This window comes from Cellulomonas sp. ES6, assembly GCF_030053835.1.
In the GTDB taxonomy this organism is placed as follows: Bacteria; Actinomycetota; Actinomycetes; order Actinomycetales; family Cellulomonadaceae; genus Cellulomonas.
In genome coordinates this window covers 4,039,047-4,065,744 of record NZ_CP125655.1, presented here as the reverse complement: position 1 = coordinate 4,065,744, position 26,698 = coordinate 4,039,047, and the positions used below count along the sequence as shown (strand labels likewise).

The 26,698-nt window shown below is 76.7% G+C and carries 21 protein-coding genes; 4 read left to right on the top strand and 17 right to left on the bottom strand.

All coding sequences use genetic code 11. The features are described from left to right. Window positions 1–123 precede the first annotated feature (123 nt). The 11 genes from P9841_RS18700 to mraZ all read right to left on the bottom strand — a co-directional run bounded on the left by P9841_RS18700 (window position 124) and on the right by mraZ (window position 15,312). The gene (locus tag P9841_RS18700) at window positions 124–948 is read right to left on the bottom strand and encodes a cell division protein FtsQ/DivIB (RefSeq protein ID WP_283320058.1); all 825 of its coding nucleotides are present in this window, start codon (window positions 946–948) and stop codon (window positions 124–126) included. A gap of 308 nt (window positions 949–1,256) precedes the next feature. Further along, entirely contained in the window at window positions 1,257–4,235 is a 2,979-nt protein-coding gene (gene murC / locus P9841_RS19060) for a UDP-N-acetylmuramate--L-alanine ligase (protein ID WP_349306915.1), read from the bottom strand. A gap of 134 nt (window positions 4,236–4,369) precedes the next feature. Continuing rightward, on the bottom strand, window positions 4,370–5,599 hold the full coding sequence (gene ftsW, locus P9841_RS18685) for a putative lipid II flippase FtsW (protein WP_283320057.1): 1,230 nt from the start codon (window positions 5,597–5,599) through the stop codon (window positions 4,370–4,372). 10 nt (window positions 5,600–5,609) lie between these two features. Beyond that, window positions 5,610–7,070, bottom strand: coding sequence for a UDP-N-acetylmuramoyl-L-alanine--D-glutamate ligase (gene murD / locus P9841_RS18680; protein WP_502848942.1), 1,461 nt, complete (start codon window positions 7,068–7,070; stop codon window positions 5,610–5,612). Beyond that, a complete protein-coding gene (gene mraY / locus P9841_RS18675) occupies window positions 7,067–8,149 on the bottom strand; it encodes a phospho-N-acetylmuramoyl-pentapeptide-transferase (protein ID WP_283320055.1) in 1,083 nt (360 codons plus the stop codon). The genes murD and mraY overlap by 4 nt, the downstream gene beginning before the upstream one ends. Continuing rightward, window positions 8,146–9,639, bottom strand: a complete 1,494-nt coding sequence (locus P9841_RS18670; RefSeq protein ID WP_283320054.1) for a UDP-N-acetylmuramoyl-tripeptide--D-alanyl-D-alanine ligase — start codon at window positions 9,637–9,639, stop codon at window positions 8,146–8,148. Before P9841_RS18670 ends, mraY begins: the two co-directional genes overlap by 4 nt. Continuing rightward, entirely contained in the window at window positions 9,636–11,240 is a 1,605-nt protein-coding gene (locus tag P9841_RS18665) for a UDP-N-acetylmuramoyl-L-alanyl-D-glutamate--2,6-diaminopimelate ligase (protein WP_283320053.1), read from the bottom strand. Before P9841_RS18665 ends, P9841_RS18670 begins: the two co-directional genes overlap by 4 nt. Before the next feature lie 73 nt (window positions 11,241–11,313). Further along, entirely contained in the window at window positions 11,314–13,194 is a 1,881-nt protein-coding gene (locus P9841_RS18660) for a peptidoglycan D,D-transpeptidase FtsI family protein (protein ID WP_283320052.1), read from the bottom strand. Next, the gene (gene ftsL / locus P9841_RS18655; RefSeq protein ID WP_283320051.1) at window positions 13,191–13,604 is read right to left on the bottom strand and encodes a cell division protein FtsL; all 414 of its coding nucleotides are present in this window, start codon (window positions 13,602–13,604) and stop codon (window positions 13,191–13,193) included. Before ftsL ends, P9841_RS18660 begins: the two co-directional genes overlap by 4 nt. Next, the gene (gene rsmH / locus P9841_RS18650; RefSeq protein ID WP_283320050.1) at window positions 13,601–14,686 is read right to left on the bottom strand and encodes a 16S rRNA (cytosine(1402)-N(4))-methyltransferase RsmH; all 1,086 of its coding nucleotides are present in this window, start codon (window positions 14,684–14,686) and stop codon (window positions 13,601–13,603) included. Before rsmH ends, ftsL begins: the two co-directional genes overlap by 4 nt. A 191-nt stretch (window positions 14,687–14,877) precedes the next feature. After that, window positions 14,878–15,312: a division/cell wall cluster transcriptional repressor MraZ gene (gene mraZ / locus P9841_RS18645; RefSeq protein ID WP_283322019.1), complete on the bottom strand. Its 435-nt coding sequence runs from the start codon at window positions 15,310–15,312 to the stop codon at window positions 14,878–14,880. Between the two features lie 505 nt (window positions 15,313–15,817). On the opposite strand from mraZ, the gene P9841_RS18640 reads away from it, so the two are divergent. From P9841_RS18640 to P9841_RS18630, 3 genes are read left to right on the top strand one after another with little or no spacing between them, the layout of a single operon-like run. Then, window positions 15,818–16,822: an AAA family ATPase gene (locus P9841_RS18640; RefSeq protein WP_283320049.1), complete on the top strand. Its 1,005-nt coding sequence runs from the start codon at window positions 15,818–15,820 to the stop codon at window positions 16,820–16,822. Window positions 16,823–16,857: 35 nt separating this feature from the next. Beyond that, the gene (locus P9841_RS18635) at window positions 16,858–18,042 is read left to right on the top strand and encodes a DUF58 domain-containing protein (RefSeq protein ID WP_283320048.1); all 1,185 of its coding nucleotides are present in this window, start codon (window positions 16,858–16,860) and stop codon (window positions 18,040–18,042) included. A gap of 37 nt (window positions 18,043–18,079) precedes the next feature. Beyond that, on the top strand, window positions 18,080–20,323 hold the full coding sequence (locus tag P9841_RS18630) for a transglutaminase TgpA family protein (RefSeq protein WP_283320047.1): 2,244 nt from the start codon (window positions 18,080–18,082) through the stop codon (window positions 20,321–20,323). 234 nt (window positions 20,324–20,557) lie between these two features. Here P9841_RS18630 and P9841_RS18625 read toward each other — a convergent pair whose 3' ends face one another. From P9841_RS18625 to P9841_RS18615, 3 genes are read right to left on the bottom strand one after another with little or no spacing between them, the layout of a single operon-like run. Then, entirely contained in the window at window positions 20,558–20,947 is a 390-nt protein-coding gene (locus P9841_RS18625; RefSeq protein ID WP_283320046.1) for an SCO2097 family morphological protein, read from the bottom strand. A gap of 38 nt (window positions 20,948–20,985) precedes the next feature. Beyond that, window positions 20,986–22,335: a DNA polymerase IV gene (dinB, locus tag P9841_RS18620; protein ID WP_283320045.1), complete on the bottom strand. Its 1,350-nt coding sequence runs from the start codon at window positions 22,333–22,335 to the stop codon at window positions 20,986–20,988. Continuing rightward, window positions 22,332–22,769 carry an SAV_6107 family HEPN domain-containing protein gene (locus P9841_RS18615; protein WP_222169670.1) on the bottom strand — a complete coding sequence of 146 codons (438 nt, stop codon included), beginning with the start codon at window positions 22,767–22,769 and terminating at the stop codon, window positions 22,332–22,334. The genes dinB and P9841_RS18615 overlap by 4 nt, the downstream gene beginning before the upstream one ends. 201 nt (window positions 22,770–22,970) lie before the next feature. Here P9841_RS18615 and P9841_RS18610 point away from each other — a divergent pair, with 201 nt between their 5' ends. Next, on the top strand, window positions 22,971–23,786 hold the full coding sequence (locus tag P9841_RS18610) for a spermidine synthase (RefSeq protein ID WP_283320044.1): 816 nt from the start codon (window positions 22,971–22,973) through the stop codon (window positions 23,784–23,786). Window positions 23,787–23,892: 106 nt separating this feature from the next. On the opposite strand, the gene P9841_RS18605 is transcribed toward P9841_RS18610, so the two are convergent. The 3 genes from P9841_RS18605 to P9841_RS18595 form a co-directional block, all read right to left on the bottom strand. Beyond that, window positions 23,893–24,096: a cold-shock protein gene (locus P9841_RS18605; RefSeq protein ID WP_146952335.1), complete on the bottom strand. Its 204-nt coding sequence runs from the start codon at window positions 24,094–24,096 to the stop codon at window positions 23,893–23,895. A gap of 317 nt (window positions 24,097–24,413) precedes the next feature. Then, a complete protein-coding gene (locus P9841_RS18600) occupies window positions 24,414–25,706 on the bottom strand; it encodes an MFS transporter (RefSeq protein WP_283320043.1) in 1,293 nt (430 codons plus the stop codon). 56 nt (window positions 25,707–25,762) lie between these two features. Then, window positions 25,763–26,698 (bottom strand): proteasome assembly chaperone family protein, encoded by a 936-nt coding sequence (locus P9841_RS18595; RefSeq protein WP_283320042.1) that lies wholly within the window; start codon window positions 26,696–26,698, stop codon window positions 25,763–25,765.

The following is a 26,698-nucleotide window of genomic DNA, read 5'->3' as shown; positions in this document are numbered from 1 at the left end:
CGCGATGTCGACGAACCTTCACCCTCAACTAGAGGGTTATAGTTATGTCAGTTCTGTCTGGGTGTGACGGTATGTGGCGCACCGGACGGGTTCAACGACCGGTGCGCGCGTGTCGGCGCCGGATCACCCGACGACCGGCATCGTGGGCGCCGAGACGTCGTAGCGTGCCGAGCCCGCCGTCTCGGGCGCGGCGCGCAGCGCCTGCAGCACCGCCACCTTGAGCGCCGAGTCCTGCGCGCTCCCCCACTCGACGGTCGCCCCGTCGCGCAGCGTGAACTGCACCGTGTCCTGCGAGCCGGCCGACACCTGCCCGATGGCCGCGAGCAGGTCCTCGGGCAGCGCCTCGAGCACCCCGAGCGTGGCCGTGAGGATGCGGGCCTCGCCGACCGGCACCTCGACCACCGGCAGGCCCTCCGGCGGCGCGTCCGCCCGGCCGACCTGCACGCCCTCCTGGTCGACGAGCGCGAAGCCCTCGCCGTCGCCGTCGGTCGCGCTGTGGTCCGCGCGCTCCGCGACGTCCGAGGACTCCGGCACCGCGGCGACCGGCTCGCGGGAGACCAGCGCCACGGTCAGCCCGTGCGGCCAGTCCCGGCTGACCGTCACGTCCCGCACGCCCGGGACGTCGAGCAGCTCGGAGCGCAGCCGCGCCGTGTCCAGGCGCGGCAACGGCGTGCCGTCCTGCGCGTCCACCACCGCCCGCACCTGGTCGACCGCGACCACGGTCCCGGCGCCCGTCACGGTGACCTGGTCCTTCTCGAGCGCGAGCACGGGCGAGAGCAGCAGCAGCCAGGCCAGCGCGGCGACGACGAGCACACCCCCGGCGACCAGCAGGATCTGGCGCCACGCGAGCCGGCGGCGGGCGCGCGCCCGCTCCGCGAAGCGCGCGGCCGAGCCCTGGCTGACGACCGACGGCCGCACGGGGAACGCCCCCGTGCCGGACCGCGGCACGAGCGCCGAGCCCGCCGTCCGCCGTCCGCCGCCGGGCGCACCCTCCGTGCGGCCGGAGCGCGCGCCGTCGTCCCGGGCACCCGCCCCGGGTGCCGGGGGCGCCGCCGGGACCGCGCTCGTCGGGGCGGTCCCCGGGCGCGACGACGCGCCCGCGCCGGGAGCGGCGGGCCGGGCCGCGGGGGCACGGGACGCAGCCGCACCGGACGTCGCCGGGCGGGGCTCCGACGAGGCCGGGGCCGGCCGCGGGGCGGGCGGGCGCCGCGGCCCGGACGTCCGTCCGGGCTGGGGCGGTCGCGGGCGCTGCGGGGTCACGCCCGCCCGGTCCCGTCGGGCTGCTCGGCCGCGTCGTCACCCGCGGGGTCCGCGGGCACCTCGGGGGCGTCGGGGGCGTCGAGGGGCTCGCCGGCCTGCGCGTCGGCGCCGCCCGCCAGCGCGTCGAGCACCTCGGCGCCGAGCAGCGTGACGTCGCCGGCGCCGACCGTGAGCACCAGGTCCCCGGGCGCGGCCGCTGCGGCCACCGCGCGGGCGGCCTCGTGCCGGTCCGCGACGTACGTGGCGCGCCCCGGCGTGGGCACCCGCTGCACGATCGTGTCGCCGCTGGTCTCCGGGTCCGGGTCCTCGCGCGCGGCGTAGACGTCGGTGACGACGACGGTGTCCGCGAGGTCGAGCGCCGCTGCGAACTCCGCCGCGAAGGTCCGCGTCCGCGAGTACAGGTGCGGCTGGAACAGCACGTGCACCCGGCCGTCGCCCGCGACGCCCCGGGCGGTGCGCAGCAGCGCGGCGACCTCGGTCGGGTGGTGGGCGTAGTCGTCGACGACGCGGACGCCGCCCGCCGTGCCGCGGTCCTCGAACCGCCGGCCCGTGCCGCGGAACTCGCCGAGCCCGGCCGCGACGGCCGCGGGGTCGGCACCGACGGCCCACGCCGCCAGGTACGCCGCCGCGGCGTTCGCCGCGTTGTGGTCGCCGGGCACCGCGAGCACCAGGTCCGCGCCGGGGACCTCGGCGGAGCGCGACGTGAGCGTGACGTGCCAGCCGCCGCCCTGCGCCCGCACCGGGCCGAGCACGAGGTCGGGGCCCGGCCCGTCCCCGGCGACCGACGCGTCCGAGCCGTACGTGAGGACGCGGACGCCCCGCCGCGTGAGACGGTCCCGCACCGCGTCGACGAGCCGGGCCGCACCCGCGTCGTCGAGGCAGGCCACGAGCGCGCCGCCGTCGAGCACGCGGTCCGCGAACGCCTCGAACGCGGCCTCGAACGCCTCCGCCGAGCCGTAGTGGTCGAGGTGGTCGGGCTCGACGTTGGTCACGACGGCGACCGCCGGCGCGTACGCCAGGAAGGACCCGTCCGACTCGTCGGCCTCGGCGACGAAGACCTCGCCCGCCCCGGTGCGGTGCCCGGGCGCGGCGCCGTCCGCGGTGAGGACGGTGCCGCCGATCGCGTACGACGGGTCGAGCACCGGGTCCTCGCGGCCGGCGACGGCGAGCGCGGTCGCGACCATCGTCGACGTCGTCGTCTTGCCGTGCGCGCCGGCCACGGCGATGCCGATGCGCCCGGTCATGAGCGCGGCCAGCGCCTCGGAGCGGTGCAGGACCCGCAGCCCGCGCTCCCGCGCCGCCGCGAGCTCGGGGTTGGTGTCCCGGATCGCGCTCGACACCACGACGGTGTCGACGCCGGCCAGGTGCGCCGCGTCGTGGCCGACGTGGACGACCACGCCCGCCTCGCGCAGGGCCGGCAGGGCCGGGCCCTCGTGCGCGTCGGAGCCGGAGACCGGCAGGCCGCGCGCGGCGAGCAGCCCCGCCACGGCGGACATCCCCGCCCCGCCGACGCCGACCAGGTGCACGCGCCCGAGATCGGCCACCGCGTCACCGCGGGTCGCGGCGGGGTGGGCGCTCGGCTCACCGTCCCCCCGGCCTCCCGCCGCGGCGTCGTCGCCGTCCGGCACGGCCGTGCCGCCGACCGCCGCGCCGTCCGCGAGCGGTCCGTCGTCCGCCCCGGAGCCGTCGCCCGCCGGGCCCGCGTCCGCACGACCCGCTCCGTCGGCGCGCGCCTCGCGCTCCGCGGCGTCCGCGGCGGCACGCTCGGCCGCCGCCCGCTCCGCCTCCGCCCGCTGGGCGGCGACCCGCTCGCCCTCGGCGAGGGCGTCCAGCACGAGGTCGGCGACGCGCGCGGCGGCGTCCGGCACGCCCACCCGGGCGGCGGCCTCGCCCATGGCGCGGCGCTCGTCCGCGGCACCCGGCTCCAGCAGCGGCAGCAGGTGCGTGGAGATCCAGTCGCCGGTGAGGGCGTCGTCGGCGACCAGCAGCCCGCCGCCCTCGGCGACCACGGGCTGCGCGTTGAGCCGCTGCTCCCCGTTGCCGACGGGCAGCGGCACGTACACCGCCGGGATCCCGAGGGCGGCCAGCTCGCTGACCGTCCCCGCGCCGGCCCGGCACAGCACGAGGTCCGCGACGGCGAGCGCCTGCTCCATCTCCCCCAGGTACTCGCGCACGTGGTAGCGCTCGGCGCCGGGGACGCCGCGCACCGCGGAGCGCACCTCCTCGGCCTTGCCGGCGCCGGTCAGGTGCAGCACCTCGGCCCCGGTCGCGAGCACGGCGCGCGCCTGCGCGGCGAGCGCGCGGTTGACGGACACCGCCCCGAGCGAGCCGCCGGTGACCAGGAGCGTGACGCGGGACGGGTCGAAGCCCAGCTCGGCGGCCGCGCGGCGCCGGGTCCCCTCCGGGTCGCGGGCGCGGTCGGCCAGCAGGCCGGCGATCTCCGGGCGCAGCGGCAGCCCGGTGACCTGGGCGCGCGGCAGCCGCGTGCCGGGGAAGGTCACCGCGACGGCGTGCGCGCCGCGCGCGCCGAGCCGGTTCGCGAGCCCGGCCCGGGCGTTCTGCTCGTGGACGACCACGGGCACGCCGCGGGAGCGGGCCGCCAGGTAGGCGGGCGTCGAGACGTAGCCCCCGAAGCCGACGACCGCGGCCGCGCCGGTGGCGTCGATCGCCTCGCCCGCCGCGTCGACCGCCACCCGCAGCATCCGGGGCAGGCGCAGCCAGTCCGGGGTGGGCCGGCGGGGCAGCGGCACCTTCGGGACCACGCGCATCTCCAGCCCGCGCTCGGGCACCAGCCGCGACTCGAGGCCCTCCGCGGTGCCGAGCGCGACGAGGCGCAGCTCCGGGTCGCGGGCGCGGAGCTCCTCCGCCACGGCGAGCAGCGGGTTGACGTGCCCGGCCGTGCCGCCGCCCGCGAGCAGGACCGCGCGGGGACGCGTCTCCTCGTCGTGCGTGGCGTCGGCGTCGGGTGCGGTCACGGGGTCCTCCGGTTCAGGCGCGGGGGCGCCGGTGGTGCGAGCGGGACGAGGGGCGGGGGTGCCGGGCGCGGGCCGGCGGCCGGTCCGGCGCTCCGGGACGGCACCGGGCGGGGTGCTGCGGGGCACCGGCGACGTCAGGCACGGGTCCGCCCGATCACGGCGAGCGACCGGCGCACGACGCTCGGCCGGGCGGCGAGGGCCTCCGCGGCGCCCGGCTCGGTGCGGGCGAACGACACGACCATGCCGAGGGCGACCAGCGTCGTGATGAGGGCGGACCCGCCCGCCGACACCAGCGGGAGCGGCACGCCGATCACCGGCAGCAGCCCGACGACGACCCCCATGTTGACGAGGGCCTGGCCCACGATCCACGCGGCCACGCCCCCGGTGACGATCTGGGCGAACGGGTCCCGGTGCCGGGCGATGACGCGGAACATCGCGAACGCCAGCACGGCGACGAGCACGAGCACGAGCAGCGTCCCGATGAGGCCGAGCTCCTCGCCGATGATCGCGAAGATGAAGTCGTTGTGCGCCTCGGGCAGGTACGACCACTTCTCGCGGCTCTGCCCGAGGCCGAGCCCCGCCCAGCCGCCGGTGGCGAGCGCCTGCAGGCCGTGGATCGTCTGGTAGCAGCCGCCCTGCTCGTCGCAGTTGCCGGTGAACCAGTCCATGATCCGGCTGGTCCGGTTGGTGCTGCCGATCGCGAGCACGGCGACCCCCGCGGCGGCCGCGACGCCCGCGGCGGCGAAGATGCGCATGGGCACCCCCGCGACGAACAGCGCCCCCGCGACGAGCAGCAGCATGATGATCGCCGTGCCCAGGTCGTGGCCGAGCAGGACCATGCCGACGGCGCCGGCGGCCACCGGCAGCGCCGGGATCGCGGCGTGCTTCCAGTCGTCGAACAGCGGCTGCTTGCGGGCGAGCACCGCGCCGAGCCACACGACGAGCGCGAGCTTGAGCGCCTCCGCGGGCTGCGCGGTGAACCCGCCGACGCAGACCCAGCCCTGGTTGCCGCCCTTGCCGCAGCCGAGCGGCGTGTAGACGAGGAGCTGCGCGACCAGGCCGGCGCCGAGCAGCGGCCAGGCGAGCGCCTGGTACACCCGCGACGGCATCCGCGAGGCGACCCACGCCAGCGGCAGGCCGATCAGCGCGTACTGGGCCTGGTTGCGGAACACCGCGTACGGCGAGTCGTCGCTGGCGAGCGAGTCCACCGAGGAGGAGGACAGGACCATGACGAGGCCGAGCACGAGCAGCAGCCCGGCGGCGCCGACGAGCAGGTAGTAGCTCGTGACGGCGCTGTTCCACTGCCCGAGCCGCGAGGGGCGCTGCTCCGTGGCGGGCGACGGGGCGTCGGTCGTCTGGGCCATCGGCGCCGGGTCACCCCCTCGGGAGCAGTGCGCGGACCTCGGCGGCGAACGCCTCTCCCCGTTCGGCGTACGAGGAGAACTGGTCCATCGAGGCGCACGCCGGCGCCAGCAGGACGGTGGTGCCGGCGCCCCGGGCGTCCGCCAGGCGGCGGGCCTCGGTCACGGCGCGGGTCATCACCGTCCCAGTGTCACCGGGATCCACGCGGACCACGGGGACCTGCGGCGCGTGTCGGGCGAGCGCGTCGGCGAGCGGCGCGGCGTCCACCCCGATGAGGACGACCGCGTGCAGCCGGTCGGCCCGCGACGCCACGAGGTCGTCGAACGTCGCGCCCTTCGCGAGCCCGCCCGCGAGCCACACCACGCTGCCCGGGGCGAAGGCCGCCAGGGACGCGGCCGCGGCGTGGGCGTTCGTGGCCTTGGAGTCGTCCACCCAGCGCACGCCGTCGACCTCGGCCACCGTCGCGATCCGGTGGGCGCCCGGTCGGTAGGACCGCAGCCCCGCCCCGACCGCCTCGGGCGGCACGCCGTGCGCGAGCGCCAGGGCGGCCGCGGCGAGCGCGTCCTGCACGACGTGCGGCGCGAGCCCGTCCGGCCCGGCGAGGTGCGCCAGGTCGTCGAGCGTCGCGAGCTCCTGGGCGTGGGTGTGCCGCAGCGCGGCGAAGCCCCGGTCGACGAGGACGTGGTCGACGAGGCCGACCTGGCCGACCGACGGCGCGCCGAGCGTGAAGCCCACCGCGACCGCGCCGTCGGCGACGTCGGCCTCCCGCACGAGGTGCTCCGTGGTGGGGTCGGCCGCGTTGTAGACGCACGCGACCTCCACGCCCGAGTAGATGCGCCCCTTGTCGGCCGCGTACGCGTCGAGCGAGCCGTGCCAGTCCAGGTGGTCGGCCGCGACGTTGAGCACCGCGGCCGCCTGGGCCGCCACCGACGTCGTGTGGTGGAGCTGGAAGCTCGACAGCTCGACGGCGAGCACGTCGAGCGCGGGGTCCGTCGCGGCCAGGACGACCGGTGTGCCCACGTTGCCGACCGCGGCCGAGCGCCGGCCGGCCGCGCGCAGGATCGCGTCGAGCATCTCGACGGTCGTCGTCTTGCCGTTGGTGCCGGTGACCGCGAGCCACGGCGCGGGGCCGTCCCCGGTGTCCCGGCCGACGCGCAGCCGCCAGGCGAGCTCGACCTCGCTCCACACCGGCACGCCGGCCGCACGGGCGGCGGCGAGCAGCGGGTGGGCGGGCGGCCAGCCCGGGGAGACGACCACGACGTCGGCGGCGTCCAGCAGGCCCGCGGCCAGGAACGCGTCGACGCGGTGGTCGGCGTCCTCGGCGCGGTCGTCGACGGTCGTGACGTGCGCGCCCAGGCCGGTCAGCACGTCGCGCGCCGCGCGGCCGGAGACGCCGAGGCCGGCGACGACGACCCGGGCGCGCCCGAGGTCCTGCGCGGTCGCGGGTCCGGCGGCGCTGTCGTCCACGGTCAGCCCGTCACCCACTCCGCGTAGAAGATCCCGACGCCCAGGGAGACGAACAGCCCGGCGATCAGCCAGAACCGGATCACGATCGTGACCTCGCCCCACCCCGACAGCTCGAAGTGGTGGTGCAGCGGCGCCATCTTGAACACCCGTTTGCCCGTCAGCTTGAAGAAGCCGATCTGGATCACGTCGGACATCACGATGATGACGAACAGGCCGCCGATGATCGCCGCGAGCACCTCGGTGCGGGTGACGATCGACAGGCCCGCCAGCGCGCCGCCGAGGGCCAGCGAGCCGGTGTCGCCCATGAAGATCTTGGCCGGGCTGGCGTTCCACCACAGGAACCCGAAGCACGCGCCGGTGATCGCCGCGGCGACCACGGCCATGTCGAGCGGGTCGCGGGTGCCGTAGCAGCGGGTGGGGTCGCCGTCGGGGAGTCCGCAGCGCTGGTTGAACTGCCAGACGCACACGATGACGTACGCGCCGAACACGATGAGCGACGACCCGGTGGCGAGCCCGTCGAGCCCGTCGGTGAGGTTCACCGCGTTCGACCAGGCGGTGATGAGGAAGTTCGCCCAGATCACGAACAGGATCGCCCCGACGGTGGCGCCGGCGAACCCGAGGTCCAGCCCGGTGTCCCGGATGAACGAGATGTGCGTCGAGGCGGGCGTGCGCAGGGTCGCGTCGGGGAACTGCAGCGCGAGCACGGCGAACGTGATGCCGACGAAGCCCTGGCCGACGATCTTCCAGCGCGCGGACAGGCCGAGGCTGCGCTGCCGGGAGATCTTGATGAAGTCGTCGAGGAACCCGACCACGCCGAGCCCCGTCATGAGGAACAGCACCAGCACCGCGGACGCGCTCGGCAGCGTCCCGGAGGCCAGCACGGCGGCGCCCCAGCCGAGCAGGGTGGCGGCGATGATGACGACGCCGCCCATCGTCGGGGTGCCGCGCTTGGTGTAGTGCGCGGTCGGGCCGTCCTGCCGGATGAACTGGCCGTACTGGCGCCCGACGAGGAACGTGATGAACAGCGGGGTGGCGAGCAGCGCGACGACCATCGCGACGCCGCCGGCGACGAGGACGGAGATCACGGCTGCACCTCCGCGGGCACGCCCGTCAGCAGGTCGCCGAGGCGCCACAGGCCGGCGCCGTTCGAGGCCTTGAGCAGCACGACGTCGCCGGGCCGCAGCTCCGACCCGAGCAGCTCCGCGGCGGCGTCGACGTCGTCCACCACGACGACCTCGTCGCCCCACGACCCCTCGCGCACGGCGCCGGCGGCGATGCCCCGCGCGCCCTCCCCGACCACGACGGTCAGGCCGACGTTGAGCCGCACCACCTGCAGGCCGATCGCCTCGTGCTGGGCGCGCGCGTCGGGGCCGAGCTCCATCATCTCGCCGAGCACGGCCACCGAGCGGCGCTCGCGCCCCGCCAGCACGGCGAGCGCGCGCAGCGCGGCGCGCATCGAGTCGGGGTTGGCGTTGTACGAGTCGTCGACGACCGTCACCCCGTCGGGGCGCTCGACGACGTGCATGCGGTGCGGGCTGATCGCGTCGGCGGCGGACAGCCCGGCGGCGACGTCCGCGAGGGACAGGCCGACGGCGAGCCCGGCGGCCGCGGCGGCCAGCGCGTTGTGCACGTGGTGCTCCCCCACCAGCCGCAGCGTGACGTCGGCCCGCTCCCGGGACGTCTCCCCCTCGACCGGCGGCACGCGCCCGGCGTCGAGCGTGAACGCCGCCCGGCCGGCGCGGTCCACGCGCAGGTCGACGGCGCGCACGTCCGCCCCGGTGGTGGTGCCGAACGTCGCGACGGGCCCCGGGGCCAGCTCCGCCATGGCCAGCACCCGGTGGTCGTCCGCGTTGAGCACGGCGACGCCGCCCGGCGCGAGACCGGTGACGAGCTCGGACTTCGCGCGCGCCACGGCCTCGATCCCGCCGAAGCCCTCCAGGTGGGCGTGCCCGACGACGAGCACGACGGCGACGTCCGGCGGCGCGATGTCCGTGAGGTAGTCGAGGTGACCGATCCCCGAGGCGCCCATCTCGAGCACGAGGAACCGGGTCTGCTCGTCCGCGCGCAGCACGGTGAGCGGCAGGCCGATCTCGTTGTTGAACGACTTCTCGGGCGCCACCGTCGGGCCGGCCACGGTGCACAGCTGCGCCAGCAGGTCCTTGGTGGTGGTCTTGCCGACGGATCCCGTCACGCCGATGACGCGCAGCCCGCTGCCGCCCGGCTCGACCGCGGCCTCGCGCAGCTGCTCGAGCACGACGCGCGCCAGCTCGCCGAGCGCGCGCTCGACGTCGTCCACCACCACCACGGGCAGCGGCACCGGGGCGCCGTCGCCGGAGCCGTCGTCGGTGAGGTCCCGCGTCGCCAGGACGAGCGTCGCGCCGGCGCGCACGGCGGCGGCCGCGTAGTCGTGCCCGTCGACGTGCTCCCCCGGCAGCGCGACGAACAGCGCGCCGGGCCCGACCAGCCGGGAGTCCACGACGACCGGTCCGGTGACCACCGTGGACGGGTCGAGGTCCGCCGGGCGCAGCCGCCCGCCGGTCGCGGCCGCCACCTGCGCCGCCGTCATCGCGATCACGCGTGCTGCTCCTGCTGCTGCCGGGCCGTCCGCTCCGCGTCGGCCGCGCGCAGGACGTCGCGGTCGTTGTAGCGGTGGAAGACGCCGGCGATCTCCTGGGTCGGCTCGTGACCCTTGCCGGTGATGATGATGGTGTCCAGCTCCGTCGCGAGGTCGAGGGCGTCGTGGATCGCCTGCGTGCGGCTCGTGGCCTCGTGCACGTCCGCCAGGTCGGGTCGCTCCTCGCGCACCCCGTCGAGGATCGCGGCCCGGATGGACGCGGGGTCCTCCGAGCGGGGGTTCTCGTCGGTGACGACGAGCACGTCGGCGAGGCGCGCGGCGATCCGGCCCATGATCGGACGCTTGCCGCGGTCCCGGTCGCCGTCGGAGCCGAACACGATGACGAGCCGGCCGGGCGTGATCGGGCGGACCGCCTCGAGCGCCAGGACGAGCGCGTCCGGGGTGTGGGCGTAGTCCACGAGGCACAGCGGGCGCTCGTCCGGCGCCGGGCGGCGCTCGACGACCCGCTCCATCCGGCCGGGGACGCCGCTGGCGTGCCCGACGGCGTCGATCGCGTCCGCGAGCGGGACGCCGGCGCGGTGGGCGAGGACGACCGCCAGCGCCGCGTTCGAGACGTTGACCAGCCCGGGCAGCGGGCTCGCCGCGCGGTGCTCGGCGCCGTCCGGCCCGCGCAGGACGAACGAGGACCCGACGCCGTCCAGGCCGATGTCGGCCTCGGTGACGGCCCAGTCCGCCGTGGCCGACTCCGGGGAGCCGACGTGCGTCGCGACGGTGTCGACCGGGATCTCCGCCTCGGCGGCGAGCCGACGGCCCCACTCGTCGTCGACGACGACCACGGCGTGCCGGGCGCGACCGGGCCGGAACAGCTGGGCCTTCGCCTGGAAGTAGCCCTCCATGTCGCCGTGGAAGTCGAGGTGGTCGCGCTGGAGGTTCGTGAAGCCGGCGACGTCGAGCTCCAGCCCGTTCACGCGGCCGAGCGCGAGCGCGTGCGAGGACACCTCCATCGCCGCGGCGGTCGCGCCCCGCTCCAGCCCCAGGGCGAGGATCGACTGGAGCACCGGCGCCTCGACCGTGGTGCGGGGGCTCTCGATCGCCTCGTCGCCGATGCGCAGCTCGACCGTCCCCATCACCACCGTGCGCCCGTGCTGTCGGCGCAGCGCTGCCTCGACGAAGTACGTCGTGGTCGTCTTGCCGTTGGTGCCCGTGACGCCGACGGTCGTGAGGTGGCGGCCGGGGTGGTCGTGCAGCTCGGCGGCGAGGATGCCGGCGACGGCCCGCGGGTCGTCGCTCAGCAGCACCGGCACGTCGCGCAGCGCGGGCTCGCCGGACAGCAGCGCGGCGCCCGCGGCGTCGGTGACCACGGCCACGGCGCCGGCGGCGACCGCCTGCGGGGCGTGGGCCGCGCCGTGGGTGTGCGCGCCCGGCACGCCGACGAACACGTCGCCCGGCAGCACGTCGCCGCTCGCGACCGTGACGCCCGAGGTCAGCAGGTCGCCGGGCACCTCGGGGCCGGCGCTGACGAGGCCCGCGGCGGCGGCGAGGTCGGCGACCCGGCGGCGGTGGGGGTGCTCCGGCCGGAGCCGGCCCTGCGGGGACGTCATGGGCACGAGGCTACCGCGAGGGGCGGTCGGACCCGCGACCGGGAGGCCGCCCGTGACGGTGGTCACGCCCGCCTCACCAGGTCGTCGGGAACAGCTCGGGCTGGGTGCCGCTGGGGGCCACGCCGAGCTCCGTGAGGGCGTAGCCGGCCACCTCGGAGAACACCGGGGCCGCGACGGTGCCGCCCCACTCCGACGTGCGCGGGTTGTGCAGGACGACGCTGACCGCGATGGCCGGGTCGTCGGCCGGGGCCACGCCGATGAACGACGCCGAGATGCCCTGCGAGCCGTCGGCGCGCCAGGACTGGGCCGTGCCGGTCTTGCCCGCGACGCGGTAGCCCGGGATGGCGGCCGCCGAGCCGGTGCCCTCGTCGACGGCGCTCTCCATCATGCTGAGCACGGTGGCGGCCGTCTCCGGCGAGACCACCTGGGTCGCCTCCGGTGCCTCGGCCGGCGTGTACGTGCCGTCCGGCTCGGTCCAGCCCGCGACGAGGTGCGGCGCGATGCGGGTGCCGCCGTTGGCGATCGTGGCGAACACCTCGGTGGCCTGCAGCGCCGTGACGGAGAGCGACTGCCCGAACAGCACGGCGTACTTGGACCGGCCGTCCCAGTCGTCGGACGGGTGCAGGATGCCGGGCGACTCCCCCGGCAGCTCGATGCCGGTCCGCGCGCCGAAGCCGAACTTCGACAGGTAGTCGTACCGGACCTGCTGCGGGATGTTCTGCCCGATCATGACGGTGCCGGTGTTCGACGACTCCGCGAGGATGCCGGTGGTCGTCAGGCGCAGCCCCGCGTGCTCGTGCGAGTCCTTGAACGTCTGGTTGTTCGGCGTCGTGTACTGGTAGGGCACCTCGAACTGGCTGTACGGGTCGACGAGACCGGTCTCGATCGCCGCCGCCATCGTGATGACCTTCGCCGTCGAGCCGGGCTCGAACACGTCGGACACGGCGCTCGACCCGCTCCACAGGTCCTGCGTCTTGCCCGGGTCGTTCGGGTCGACCGTGCGGGAGTCGGCGATCGCGAGCACCTCGCCGGTCTTGGTATTGAGCGCGACGATGGACCCGGAGTCCGCACCGGTGGCGGCGACCTGCTGCTCGATGGCCTGCTGCGCCTTCCACTGGATGTCCGCGTTGATCGTCAGCTGCACGCTGCGCCCGTCCACCGCGGGGGTCGACTCCTGGTAGCCGCCGGGGATCTGCTGGCCGCCGCGCCCCCGCTCGTACGTCGTGCTGCCCGGGGTGCCGGCGAGCTCGCCGTCGAGCACCGCCTCGACGCCCGTGGCGCCGGTCCCCTCGGCGTTGACCCAGCCCAGCAGGTTGCCCGCGAGGTTGCCGTTCGGGTAGACGCGGTCCGCCACCTGGCTGGCCGTGATGCCGTTGATACGCAGCTCGGCGACCGCCTGCCAGACCTCCGGCAGCACGTTCTTGGCGACGTAGACGAAGCCCTTGTCGCCGTCCAGCTTCGCGCCGAGCTCCGCGACGTTCGCGTCGAGCACCGGCGCCAGGAGCTGCGCCGCCCCCGCCGCGCCCGTGTACGTGGTGCCGTCGACCTTCGCCGACCAGGTGCGGATCAGCCGCTGGTTGGCCTCGATGTCGTACCGGTCGACGGACGTCGCGAGCACCTCGCCCTCGGCGTCCGTGATCTGCCCGCGCGAGGCCACGAGCGTCGCCTTCGTCAGGCGGCTCTCCAGCGCCTCCGCGGCCATCGCCTGCCCCTGCACGCCCTGGAGCCACACGAGCCGGCCGGAGAACACCGTCAGCAGCAGCGCCACCACGACGACCAGCACGGTGCGGCGGCGGTTGAGCAGCGTGATGCTGGGCCCGCCGGCGACGGCGGCGCGACGCGGCCCCCGCTGCGTGGGGACGCGCGGCGCGGAGGTGCCGGGCACGCGGCGCGCGACGCCGGCCGGGCGGGCGGGCCCCGCCGGGGCGGGCGTCCGGCGCGGCGGCGTGCTCACTGGCCGGCTCCGGTCGCCCCCTGGACGGTGCCGTCCGCGAGCCGCAGCCAGGCGGTGGACCCCGCCGGCTGCATGCCGAGCGCGGTCGCCTGCTCCGCCAGGTGCGCCGGCGCCTTGTTCGCGTCGAGCTCGGCCGACAGCGACTGCTCGGTGCGCGCCAGCTCGGCGAGCCGCAGGTCCATCGTGCGCGTCGCGTACGCGCCGGCGGCGAGCTGGGTGTTCAGCAGCAGCGCCGCCAGCAGCGCCGCCGCGAGGATCGCCATGCAGGTGACGACGAACGGCACGTGCGTGCGCGCCTGCGCCGGCGGCCGGACGACGCGCAGCCGGGGGCGCGCGGGGGCGGCGGCGGGGGTGGTGGACGGACGGGGGTGGACGCGCGGGGCGCGCGCCGCGGCCTGCTCGGCGCTCATGCGGTTCTCCTCGGTCCGGTGGTGCGGGTCGTGTCGGTGCGGCGGCCGGTCTCGGTGCGGCGCGAGCCGCGTCCGCGGGCGCCGTGGGGCGGGGCACCGGCGCCGGGACGCAGGTGCTCCGGCGTCGGCCGCAGCCGCTCGGCGGCCCGCAGCCGGACCGACTGGGAGCGCGGGTTGCGGGCGATCTCCGCGGCGTCGGCCTCCTCGGCGCCGCGCGTCAGCAGCCGCAGGTAGGGGGCGTGGGTCTCCGGCACCACGGGCAGCCCGGGCGGCGCGCTGATCTCGGCGCCCGCCGCGAACGCGCGCTTCACGAGCCGGTCCTCCAGCGACTGGTACGCCTCGACGACGATCCGCCCGCCGACGACGAGCGCCTCGACCGCCGCCGGGACCGCCCGCCCGAGCACGGCGAGCTCGTCGTTCACCTCGATGCGCAGGGCCTGGAACGTCCGCTTGGCGGGGTTGCCCCCGGTCTGGCGCGCCGCGGCGGGGATGCCCGCGCGCACCAGGTCCACGAGCTGGCCGGACCGCTCCACCGGCGCGGTCGCGCGCGCCTGCACGATGCGGCGGGCGATGCGACCGGCGAACCGCTCCTCGCCGTACTCGCGCAGCACCCGGGTCAGCTCGGCCTCGTCGTAGGTGTTGAGGACGTCGGCCGCGGTGCGGCCGCGGGTCGGGTCCATCCGCATGTCCAGCGGGGCGTCCTGGGCGTAGGAGAACCCGCGCTCCGCCTCGTCGAGCTGCAGCGACGACACGCCGAGGTCCATGAGCACGCCCTGGACGCCGGGGAGGCCGAGCCGCTCGAGCACCTCGGGGATCTCGTCGTACACGGCGTGCACCGGGGTGAACCGGTCGCCGAACGGCGCGAGCCGCGCCGAGGCGAGCCGCAGCGCCTCCGGGTCGCGGTCCACGCCGACGACCCGCACGTGCGGCAGCGCCGCGAGCACGCCCTCGCTGTGCCCGCCCATGCCGAGCGTCGCGTCGACCAGGACCGACCCGGGCGCGGCGAGCGCCGGGGCGAGCAGGTCGAGGCAGCGCTGCAGGAGCACGGGCGTGTGCCGCGACGCGGCGTCGTGCTCGGACATGCGTGCCTCCTCTCGGGCGGGCTGGTCAGCGTGGTGCGCGTGGTGCGGGTGGTGCGGGTGGTGCTGGTGCGGGGCACGGAAGTGGTCGGGCGGCCCCTCCGCCGTCCGACCAGATCCCCCACCGGCCCTCTGACGCCGGGGAAGTGCGTCAGAGCTGCCGGGGGGAGGTCTCACCGGGCGGTGGTCATGCGTCAGAAGGCTCCGGGGAACACCTCCTCGGCGGTCTCCGCGTAGCCGGCCTCCTGCGCGGCCAGGTAGGTCTCCCAGGCCTGGAGGTCCCAGACCTCGACGCGGGTGCCGGCGCCGATGACGGCGACGTCGCGGTCGAGGCCGGCGTAGGCGCGCAGCATCGGCGGGATCGACACGCGCCCCTGCTTGTCCGGGACCTCGTCGGAGGCTCCGGACAGGAACACGCGCAGGTAGTCGCGGGCCTGCTTGCTGGTGACGGGGGCCTGGCGCAGCTTGTCGTGCATCCGGGCGAACTCGTCGAGCGGCAGCAGGAACAGGCAGCGGTCCTGGCCGCGCGTCATGACCAGGCCCTGCGCGAGCTGGGGGCGGAACTTGGCCGGGAGGATCAGCCGCCCCTTGTCGTCGAGCTTGGGGGTGTGGGTCCCGAGGAACGGCACGGAGGCACCGAGGCCGGCCAGCGCCTGCTCGAACCCCACGTCGCCCACCTCCCCCGGACCGCGCTCGAGGCACCCGCTGGCACCCCGTGGCTCCACGGTACTCCACTTCACTCCACCTGTACCTGTGAGATCGGCGCCGGACGGGTGAACCTGAGCCGTCTGCGCAGGTCAGGGCCGGTGGAGCGCGGTGGAGGACATGACGCGTCCCGCGTGGCGAAGGGCCGGGATCCGGCGGCCGCCCGGCCCGGTCCCCGCGGGCACCGCACCGCGTCGTCGCAGGTCAGCGCCTCGCGGCGTCTCGCTCGCCCCCCGGCCCACGGCTGCCACCGCCCGGCCCCTCCCTCCCCGGGGAGGGAAGTGGAGCGCCCCGGCCGCGCCGCCGGGCCTCCCCGGGGACACGCCCCACCCGGGGCCGGCGCGAGCCGTGCGGATCCCGCCGAGGCCGCCGACCTCCCGCCCACCAGCGCGGGCGCTTAGGCTTCCCCCAGTCGACCGAGGGGGTCCCATGCCGCTGGCCGTGCCCGGCGCGTCCGAGATGGACGAGCTCATCACCGTGACGGACCGGATGCGCGCCGGCATCGACCGCGTCGTCAGCGGCCGGCCGGAGCTGGTCCGCACCGCGGTCGCCGTGCTCCTCGCCGAGGGTCACCTGCTGCTCGAGGACGTGCCCGGAGTCGGCAAGACCACCCTCGCGAAGGCGCTGGCCCGCACGATCGACTGCACCGTCGGCCGGGTCCAGTTCACCCCCGACCTGCTGCCGAGCGACCTCACCGGCGTCACCATCTACCGCGCGCAGACGGGCGAGTTCGAGTTCCGGCCCGGTCCGGTGTTCTCCCACGTGGTGATCGGCGACGAGATCAACCGCGCCTCCCCGAAGACGCAGTCCGCCCTGCTGGAGTCCATGCAGGAGGCGCAGGTCACGGTGGACGGGCGGACCTACCCGCTGCCGCGGCCGTTCCTCGTCGTCGCGACGCAGAACCCGGTCGAGATGGAGGGCACGTACCCGCTGCCCGAGGCGCAGCGGGACCGGTTCATGGCGCGGCTCGCGGTCGGCTACCCGACCGCGGAGGCCGAGGTCGCGATGCTCGACCTGCAGGAGACCGCCGACCCGCTCGACGGGCTCTCGGCCGTGACGGACGCGGCGCAGGTGACGCGCCTGATCACGACCACCCGCCACCTGTACGCCTCGGCGGCGGTGAAGCAGTACGTCGTCGACCTCGTCGGCGGGACCCGTGCCGACCCGGCGCTGCGCCTCGGTGCCTCGCCGCGCGCCGCGATCCAGCTGCTGCGCGCCGCCAAGGGCCTCGCGGCGGTCGCCGGGCGCGACCACGTGCTGCCCGACGACGTGCAGGACCTGGCGGTCGCCGTCCTCGCGCACCGGGTCATCCTCAGCGCCGAGTCGCGGCTGTCCGGCCGCACCGGCCAGGACGTGATCGGCGACCTGGTGGCGCGCACCGCGGTGCCCGCCCCGGCGCGCGCGGCCGTCCGCGACCGGACCGCCGCGGGCTGATGCGCCTGCGCCCGACCCGCCGGGGGGTGGGCCTCGTGGTCGCGGGCCTCGTGGTGGCCGCGGCGGGCACCGGGCTCGGCTCGACCGACCTGCTCACGCTCGGCACGCTCCCCGTGCTGCTCGTCCTGCTGGGCCTGGCGGCCGTCGGCGTCGTCGACCCGGGCCGCGGGAACGCGCTGCGGACGCGGCGGACGGTGCGGCCCGACCCCGTGCACGCCGGGCGGACCGCCGACGTGCAGGTGGAGGTCGCCCTGGCCCGTGGCGCCTCGCGCGCACGGCTGACCGACCTGCGGCTGCGCGAGCAGGCCGCCGTCGAGCTGTCCGGCGGCCGGCCGCTGCGCGCCGCCGTCTCCCGGGAGCCGCGCGCCGTGCGCCTGCGCTACCCCGTCCAGGCCACCCGCCGCGGGCGGTGGGCGCTGGGACCGCTCGTGGTCACCCGCACCGACCCGTTCGGCGTCGCGCAGGTGCGGGCCACGCTCGGCGCGCGCGAGACGGTCACTGTGTGGCCCGCCGTCGTCGAGCTGCCCGTCCCGCGCGAGCTGCTGGTCGCCGAGCCGGAGCGGTCCGTCGTCGGCGCGCGCTCCCCCGCGTCCGACGACGCCGCGCTGCGCGACTACCGCGTCGGCGACGACCTGCGCCGCGTGCACTGGCCGAGCAGCGCCCGGCGCGGCGAGCTCGTCGTGCGCTCCGACGAGCGCGCCGGGATGCGCCCCGTGACCGTGCTGCTCGACCAGCCCGGCCCCGGCGACGCGCTGGAGTGGAGCATCTCCCTGGCCGCGTCCGTCGCGCTCGCCGTCCGCGCGGCCGGCCACCCCACGCACCTGCTCACCGGGGCGCCGGCCGACGACCGCGGGCTCGTCGACGTCGGCATGCCGGCCGCGCAGCAGCTCCTGGACGCCACCGTCGACCTCGCCGGGCACCCGGACCCCGCGTCGGCGGAGCGCGCGCTGCTCGCCGAGCTCGGCGCCGTGGACGAGGCCGACGGCGGGTCCGGGCTGGTCGTGGCGGTGCTGGGCGCGCAGGGCGGCGCCGGGCGCGCGGCGCTCGCCGAGGTCAGCCGCACCCGGCCCTCCTGGGCGGTGGTCCGGGGGGACGACGCCGACGAGCCCGCCGCCGCCACCGCCCGCGCCCTGCGCCGGGCGGGCTGGCGCGTCGTCCTAGCCGCGCCCGGCTCCGACCTCGCGGCCGCCTGGTGGCGGCTGACCGGGGCGACGACGTGAGGGCCGCACCGCGGTCCGGGCACCCCCGGAGGCGGCCGTGAGCGGCAGCGCGCTCCGGCGGGGCTGGCGCTCACCCGTCGCGACGGCCGTGGTGGCGGCGGCGACGGGCACCGCGCTCGGCGCGCTGTCGGGCCTGCTCGCCGGGAGCACCTGGGCGCTGCACGCCGTGCTCGCCGTCGCCGGCGCCGCGCTCGTGGTGCTCGGCGTGCGCACGGTCAGCCGGTCGTCGTGGCTGCCGTCCACGGTCGCGCTGATCGTCTCGGCGTACGCGCTGCTCGCCTGGTACGCGACGCCGCCCGGTGGCAACGCCCTGCTCGTCGGGCCCGGCACCCTCGAACGGGCGGGGCAGCTCGGCACGCAGGCCGCCCAGCTCATCGAGGTGTCCGTGGTGCCGATGCCGGTGCCCCCACCCGTCGAGCTGCTCATCGTCGGCGCCGCCGTCCTGGTGTTCCTCGCCGCGGACCTGCTCGCCGTCGGGTGCGGCATGCCCGCGCTCACCGGGCTGGCCCTCGTCGCGGTGTGGACGCCCGCCGTCGTCCTGGGCTTCCCCGGCAGCACCGCGGCGCTCGCCGCGACCGGGTTCCTCTACCTGGTCCTGCTCGCGCTCGCACAGCCACCGGTCAGCCGCGACCGCGGAGGACGGCGCGCCGCCACGGTCCTCGCCGGCGCCGCGGGCCTGGTCGTCGTCACGCTCGCGGCCGGACCCGTCGTGGCGGCCGTGCCCGCCTGGTCGTGGCTCGACCTGCCCGACGTGGGCACCGGCGCGGTCGGGCCGGTGCGTCTCGCCGACGACCTGGACCTGCGCGACAGCCTGCGCGAGCAGTCCTCGCAGGTGGTGCTGCGCTACACCGTCGAGGCGGTCGACCCCGAGGCCGACGGCCGCCCCGCCGCCACCGCCGGGCTCGTCGGACCGCTGCGCTCGTTCACCCTGCGCGACTTCGACGGCCGGTCCTGGCAGCGTGACCCCGGCGCGGAGCTCACGGACTGGGACCGGGCGGGGCTGCTGTCCTCCACGCCGGGCCTCGTGGGCGCCGCGCCCGACCCGGCGCGCGGCACCCTGGTCTCCGTCGACGTCCAGGTGGGGGCTCTGCGGGAGCAGCGCCTGCCGGTGAGCACGTTCCCCCGCACCGTCGCGATCGACGGCCGCTGGTCCTACGACGCCGCGCGGGACGAGGTCGTCGGCCAGGACCGGACGCAGGCGGGCACCCGGTACGACATGGTCGTCGAGGTGCCGGCGCTCGACGCGGACCTGCTGCGGGCCGCCACGGGCGACCTCCCGGACGGCGCCGACGCCTACCTCGCCGTCCCCGGCACGGAGCACGAGCAGGACCTGCGGGACCTCGCCGCGGAGATCACCGCCGGCGCGGGAACCGCCTACGACCGGGCCCTCGCGCTGCAGTCGTACTTCCGCGACGGCACGCAGTTCCGGTACGACACGTCCGTCGAGGCCGGCACCAGCGACGACGCCGTGTGGGACTTCCTGCAGAGCCGGCGGGGGTACTGCGTCCAGTTCGCCACCGCGATGACCGTGCTCGCCCGCACGCTCGACATCCCGGCCCGCCTCGGCGTCGGGTTCCTGCCGGGCGACCTCGGGTCGGACCGCTCGTACCGGGTCACGGGCGCCGACGCCCACGCGTGGCCGGAGCTGTACTTCCCCGGAACCGGCTGGGTGCGGTTCGAGCCCACCCCCGCCGTCCAGACCGGCCCTCCCCCCGCGTGGAGCAACCCCTTCAACGCCACCACACCGGACACCGCCCCGACCACCGGCACGGCGCGACCGAGCGCCGCCCCGACCCCGACCACGACGTCCACCGCGTCGAGCAGCGGCGGCGGCCTCCCGGGGGTGACGACCGCCGACGGCACCCCCGCCCCGCTCATCACGCTCGGTGTGCTCGTGCTCGTCGCCGCCGGTGTGCTGGGCGGCATCGCGCTGCGCCGGCGGCAGCAGCAGGGCTCCCGCCTCACCCCCGAGGCGGCGTGGCGACGGCTGCGGGACCGCCTGCGGCGCGCGGGCGTCGGGTGGTCCGACGCGCACACGCCCCGGCAGGCCGCCGCGGCGGTCCGCGACCAGGTGGTGGAGCGCCGCGGTCGCCCGCTGTCCCCCGAGGCGGAGCAGGCGCTCGCCGCGCTCGCCACCGCGGTCGAGCGGGAGCGCTACGCCCCGGAGCCCGGCCTGCCGGCGCCCGCCGAGCTGCAGGCGTGGCTCGCGGAGGTGCTGACGGACGTCAGCACGGGGAGCCGGCCGGAGGCGCCGGGCGACCCGCTGCCGGCGCGGGGCTGAGCGGCCGGCCGGCGACGGCGACGGCGGCAGGCAGCGACGTCAGCAGCCGGCGACGGGGCAGCCCGCGACGTGAGCAGGAGGCGACAAGAGCACATGTCGCGGTCTGCTCACGTCGACGTCAGGAAGGAGGCGACGTCAGCAGACACCGACGTCAGCGGCCGACGCGACCGCTGATCATGCGTGTGCGACAGCACCGTCGGGCCGCACCACGTCGCAGCGACGGGTGCGAGGGCGTCAGCGGCCCTGGTCCCGCCGACGGTCCCAGCGGTCCTCCATGCGGTTCATGAAGCCCTTCTTGCGCGGCGCGGGCCGCGGCGCCGTGCTGCCGTCGGGCCGGACGACGCCGGTCGGGCCGGCGGCGCTGCTGCGGCGCGGTCGGGTGAACGCGATCGCCACGGACGCGAACATCACGACGAAGCCGAGCACCCCGAGCCAGACCTCGGACGCGGCGGCACCACCCACCAGCAGCAGCAGCCCGGCGACGGCACCGATGCCGCCCAGGACGTACCGCAGGACCGGCTTCCGCCCACGCGAGGTGAGCGTGTTCGCGAGCCGGGGATCGTCAGACGTGAGCTGACGCTCCATCTGCTCCAGTACACGTTGCTCGTACTCGGAGAGAGGCATTCCAACCCCCCGTGCTCCGCCGTCGGGACTTCTTCACGTCAGGATAGATGCCGTTCGCGGAAGTCGGTAGTCGGAGAGGCCCGCCTCACCCGTGACGCGGACGACATCTCGGGGGCGAGCCCGTCCGGCGTCACGTCCGCGGCCTTCTCGGTGCGCGCCGAACGCCCGACCGCCGGCGTGCCCGCGCCGATCGCCGACCGTCCGAAGCGCTCCCGGACGAGGTCCATCGCGCGCTCCGCCTCGCGCCGGGCGTCGGAGTTCTCCGCCACCGCCTCCTCGAGCGTCGGCTGCCGCACGACGTCCTCGGCCGGGACCAGCCCCTCCGCCCGCACGCCGATCAGCCGCACGGGGAGACCGCCCAGGTCGACCCCCGCGAGCAGGTCCCGCGCCGCCAGGTAGATCTCCCGCCCGACGTCGGTCGGCTGGGGCAGCGTGCGCGAGCGCGTCAGCGTCCGGAAGTCGGCGGTGCGCACCTTGATCGCGACGGTCCGCGCCGCGAGGTGCTGCGCCCGGAGCCGGCCCGCGCACCGGTCGGCGAGCTCCAGCGCCTTGCTCTCGACCACCCGCACGTCCGCGACGTCGGCGGCGAACGTCTCCTCCGCCCCGACGCTCTTCTCCTCCCGGCCCGGGCGGACCGGGCGGGGGTCCCGCCCCCACGCGAGGTCGTGCAGGTGCGCGCCGGCCACCCGCCCGACGGCGCGCTGCACCGTCGCGACGTCGCTGTCCGCGAGCTCGGCGACGGTGCGGATCCCCCAGCGCTCCAGCGACGCGGCCGTCCGGTCACCGACCCCCCACAGCGCACCGACGGGCAGCACCCGCAGGAACGCCACGGTCGCCGCCTTCGGCACGAGGAGCACGCCGTCGGGCTTGGCGTGACCGGACGCCAGCTTCGCCACGAACTTGGTGGCGGCGACCCCGACCGAGCAGGTGATGCCGTACTCGGCGCGGACGCGCTCCCGGATGAGCGCCGCGATGCGGGTGGGGTTGCCGAGCCGCCGCCGGGCGCCGCCGACGTCGAGGAACGCCTCGTCCACGCTCACCTGCTCGACGAGCGAGGTGACGTCCCGCAGGATCGCCATGACACCCTCGGAGACCGCCCGGTACGCCTGGTGGTCCGGCGGGACGACGACCGCCTGCGGGCACAGCCGCAGGGCGGCCGACATGGGCATGGCGGAGTGGACCCCGAACGCGCGCGCCTCGTACGTGGCGGCCAGCACCACCGACCGCTCGGAGCCCCCGACCACCACCGGACGGCCACGGAGGTGCGGACGCCGGGCGAGCTCCACCGACGCGAAGAACGCGTCCATGTCGACATGCAGGATCGAGCAGCCGTCCTCCTCGGTGCCCCAGTCCCGCCGCGCGTCCTGGGACCGCGGGCCCCGGCTCATCCGGCGCGCGCCTCACCGACGGCAGCGGCGTCCTCGAGCTGGGCGCGCACGATGTCGAGGAAGTCCTCCGCGTGGCACAGCACCTGCTCCGCGCGCTCGGCGCTCACCGCGTCGAACCGGCCGGCGTCCACCGCGGCGCGCAGGCCGGCGCCGGCCGCGAAGTAGCCCGTCCAGCGGCCGAGCTCCGGAGCGACGCCGTCGAGCAGCTCCCACACCGTGCGCGGTGCGCGGCGACCCGACAGCGGCTGGCGCTCGGCCAGCACGGCGGCGCCGGCACGGAGGGCGGCGAGGTGCGCGTGCGTGAACTGCTCCCACGGCTCGGTCGAGAACTGCGCGGCCACGAGCTCGGCGTCCGCGCGCTGGAGGAGCTCGGCCGTGCGGCCCGAGAGCCCCGGCGCCGCACCCCGCGGGGCACGAAGGGTCCTGACCGGCATCGCGCACCTCCTTCTCTCGACCCACCCAGTATCGAACACCTGTTCGAACGCGTCAACCCGTACCGTGTCCGGATGGCCTCCCGCGACCGCTCCGGCAGGTCCGGCGGCCCCGGACGACCCGCCCGGACGACCTCAGCCTCGCACCGACCACCGACACGGTCCGCGCGCCGGGGTGGCGCGGACGCCTGGCCGGTCGGGCCGGTGCCGATCGCGACCGGCACCGCCGAGCTCGTGCGCTCGCCCGACGACCCCGACGCGGTCACGCTGCTCGTCAACGGCGTGCCGAGCTCGCACCTGGACCTGGCCGACCCGTCCCGCCTCGAGTTCGAGTACATGCAGCAGATGGCGGCGGTGCTGGACCGCCTCCCGGCGGGCACCGGGCCGGTGCGGGCCGTGCACCTCGGCGCCGCGGGCTGCGCGCTGGCGCGGTGGGTGGACGCCCGCTTCCCGGGCGCCCGGCAGGTCGCCGTCGACCTCGACCCGGTGCTCGTCGCCCTCGTGCGCGACTGGTTCGACCTGCCGCGCTCCCCCGCGCTGCGCCTCCGGGCGGGCGACGCCCGGGCCGAGCTGGCCACCCTGCCCGCGGCCGGTGCGGACGTGGTCGTGCGCGACGTGTTCGCCGGCGACCGGACCCCGGCGCACCTGACCACGCAGGAGGTGGTGCAGGAGGTGGTGCGGGTGCTGCGGCCGGGCGGCCTGTACCTGGTGAACTGCGCCGACCGCCCCCCGCTCACGCTCGCCCGCGCGGAGGCCGCGACCCTCGCGACCGGGTTCCGCCACGTCGCGGCGGTCGCCGAGCCGGCGGTCCTGCGGGGCCGTCGGTACGGGAACGTCGTGCTCGCCGCGACCGACGACCCGGAGCTGCTCGCCGACCCCGGCCTCGCGCGGGAGCTGCGGTCGCTCCCGGTGCCCGCGCGCCTCCTGCACGGCGACGAGCTCCTGGCGTTCACCGGGCGGGCGGCCCCGCTGCGGGACGCGGCCCCGGAGGTCGAGCCGGAGCCGGGCGTGGACCTGTAGCCGGTCCCCCACGCACGACGAGGCCGCACCCCGCTCGGGGGTGCGGCCTCGTCGTCAGGTCGTCCGTGCGGGCGTCAGCCCGCCCGGCCGGACCGGACCTCGTGGGTCAGAGCGGGCGGACCTTCTCCGCCTGCGGGCCCTTCGGGCCCTGCGTGATCTCGAACTCCACGCGCTGACCCTCGTCGAGGCTCCGGTAGCCCTGGGAGTCGATGGCCGAGTAGTGGACGAAGACGTCGGCGCCGCCGCCGTCCTGGGCGATGAAGCCGTAGCCCTTCTCAGCGTTGAACCACTTGACAGCACCCTGTGCCATGTTCTTGTCCTTCTGTCCATCCGGTGACGGTGCGGGACCTCGTGCCCCGCGCCGTGCCGCAATGCCTATCCCGCGTCCTGCACCGGGTGGACCAGCCGGATGGCTGGAAGGTGCCGTGCGGGCGACCCCGGGGGGTCCTCCCGGCGGCGCCGGTCAAGCGTCAGTACGTCACTGCAACACGCCGATCCTCTCACGCAGGTCAGCGCCGCGCCATGGTTCTTCCCCGGCCCGAGGCCCCTCCTCGACAACGATCCGGTCACGGTCCGATCACGAGATGCTCACACCGACCGGGTGGTCGGCGTCCGGGACGGACCCCGCTAGACCGCCAGGCCGGGGTGCGCGCGACGGGCCGGGCCGCGGCCCAGCAGCATGCCCAGCATCCCCACGGCCCACGGCAGCGCGACCCACGCGAACGCCGCGCGGAACGCCTCGAGGTCCCGCACCTCGCCGCCGACGCGGTCGAGCACCACGCCGACCACCAGCATGGTCGCCAGCGCGCCGACGAAGCCCCCGGTGTTGACGAAGCCGGTGGCCGTGCCGAGGCGCGCGGGCGGCGTGCAGGACCGGGCGACGTCGAACGCCACGAGCGACGTCGGGCCGCCGACCGCGACCACCACCACGAACACGACGAGCACGCCCAGCGGGACGGGGCGGGACGGCACCGCCACCGCCAGCCACGCCACGCCGACCGCGACGAGGGTGCCGACCGCCAGCGGGGTGCGGGCGCGGGGGTGCCGACCGACCAGCAGCCCCACGAGCGGCCCCGCGACGACCGCGGCGACCACGTTGACGGTGAGCAGGGCGCTCGCCTCCCCCGGCGTCCTGCCCTGGCCCTCCACGAAGAAGGCGTAGCCCCACAGCAGCACGACGACGTGGTTGCTGAACTGCCCGGAGAAGTGCATCCAGAACGCCAGCCGGGCACCCGGGTCGCGCAGCACCGCCCGCAGGGCGCCCGGCTGCCGGAGCGGCCTCGTCCGTGCCGCACGCCGGCGCTTCAGCAGGCCGACGCGCCGCCCGCCGCGGCCCGCGGGCTCCGCCGCCGGCGCGGGGGCGTCGCGCACGACGGCCAGCACCGCCACGCAGGCGACGACACCCACCGCGGCGACCGACAGGAACGTCGTCCGCCACCCCTGCGCGTGCAGCAGCGCCACGAGCGGGACCGCGGACAGCACCTGCCCGACCTGGCCCAGGCTGCCCGTGAGCTGCGTCATCAGGGGGACCCGGTGCACGGCGAACCACGCGGGGACCAGGCGCACGACCGAGACGAAGGTCAGCGCGTCCCCCGCGCCGACGAGCACGCGGCCGGCCAGCACCAGGCCCGCCGACGGGGCGAGCGCGAGCACCGCCTGCCCGAGCGCCATGACGCCGGCGCCGGTCGCGACCAGCACACGCGGCCCGTAGCGGTCGAGCAGCACGCCCACGGGCACCTGGAGCAGCGCGTAGACCACCAGCTGTGCGACGGCCATCGTCGCGAGCAGCGCGGACGACACGCCGTACAGCTCGGTGACCTCGATCGTCGCGACACCGAACGACGACCGGTTCATCACCGCGACCACGTACGCGGCGACCGCCACGCCCCAGACGACGAGGGCGCGGCGGTCGGAGGTCACGTCGGACCATTCTGCCGTGCTGCGGGGCCCGTCCCGGACGGGCGCGCGCCGGGCGCCTACAGGCCGGTGCCGTCCCCGCGCTGCTCCGCGAGGAACCGCTCGAACTCCTCGCCGAGCTCGTCGGCGGTGGGGAGCTCGGCGCTCTCGGCCAGCAGGCTCGGTCGGCCGATGTTCCGCGTGAACGCGTCGTACTGCTGCTCGAGCGCGTGGACGACCGCCGCGACCTCCTCGGACTCGGCCACCTGGCGCTCGACCTCGAGCCGCGTCTCCTCGGCCGACTCGACCAGGGCGCCGAGGTCGATCTCCAGCCCGGCCGCGCGCTGCACGTGCTCGAGCGCCGTGATCGACGCCTGCGGGTACGGCGACTGCGCGAGGTAGTGCGGCACGTGGACCGCGAAGCCCATGGCGTCGTGCCCGCTCTGCCCCAGCCGGATCTCCAGCAGGGAGCTCGCGTCGGCGGGCACCTGGACCGTGCCGAACCACGACGGGTGGCCCGCGACGAGCTCGGGGCGGTTCGCGTGCGCGGTGACCGACATCGGCCGGGTGTGCGGGATGCCCATCGGGATGCCGTGCAGGCCGACGGTCAGGGGCACGTCGAAGCGCTCGACGATCTGCCGCACGGCGGCCACGTAGCGCTCCCACTGCACGTCCGGCTCGACGCCGTGCAGCAGCAGGAACGGCACGCCGCCGCTGTCGCGCACCAGGTCGACCGCGAGCTCCGGCTCGTCGTACTCGCCCCAGTGGTCGCCCTCGAACGTCACGGTCGGGCGCCGGGAGCGGTAGTCGAGCAGCTGGTCGACGTCGAACGTGACCAGCCGCTCCGTGGGGAGCTGCTCGGTGAGGTGCTCCGCGGCCAGCCGGCCGGCGCCGCCGGCGTCGACGAAGCCGCGGACGGCGTGCACGAGCACCGGCCCGCTGCCGCCGGCGCTCCGCGCCTCGACCTCGGCGGCGACCGCCGGGTCGACGGCGTAGATCTCGCTCGGGTCCAGCAT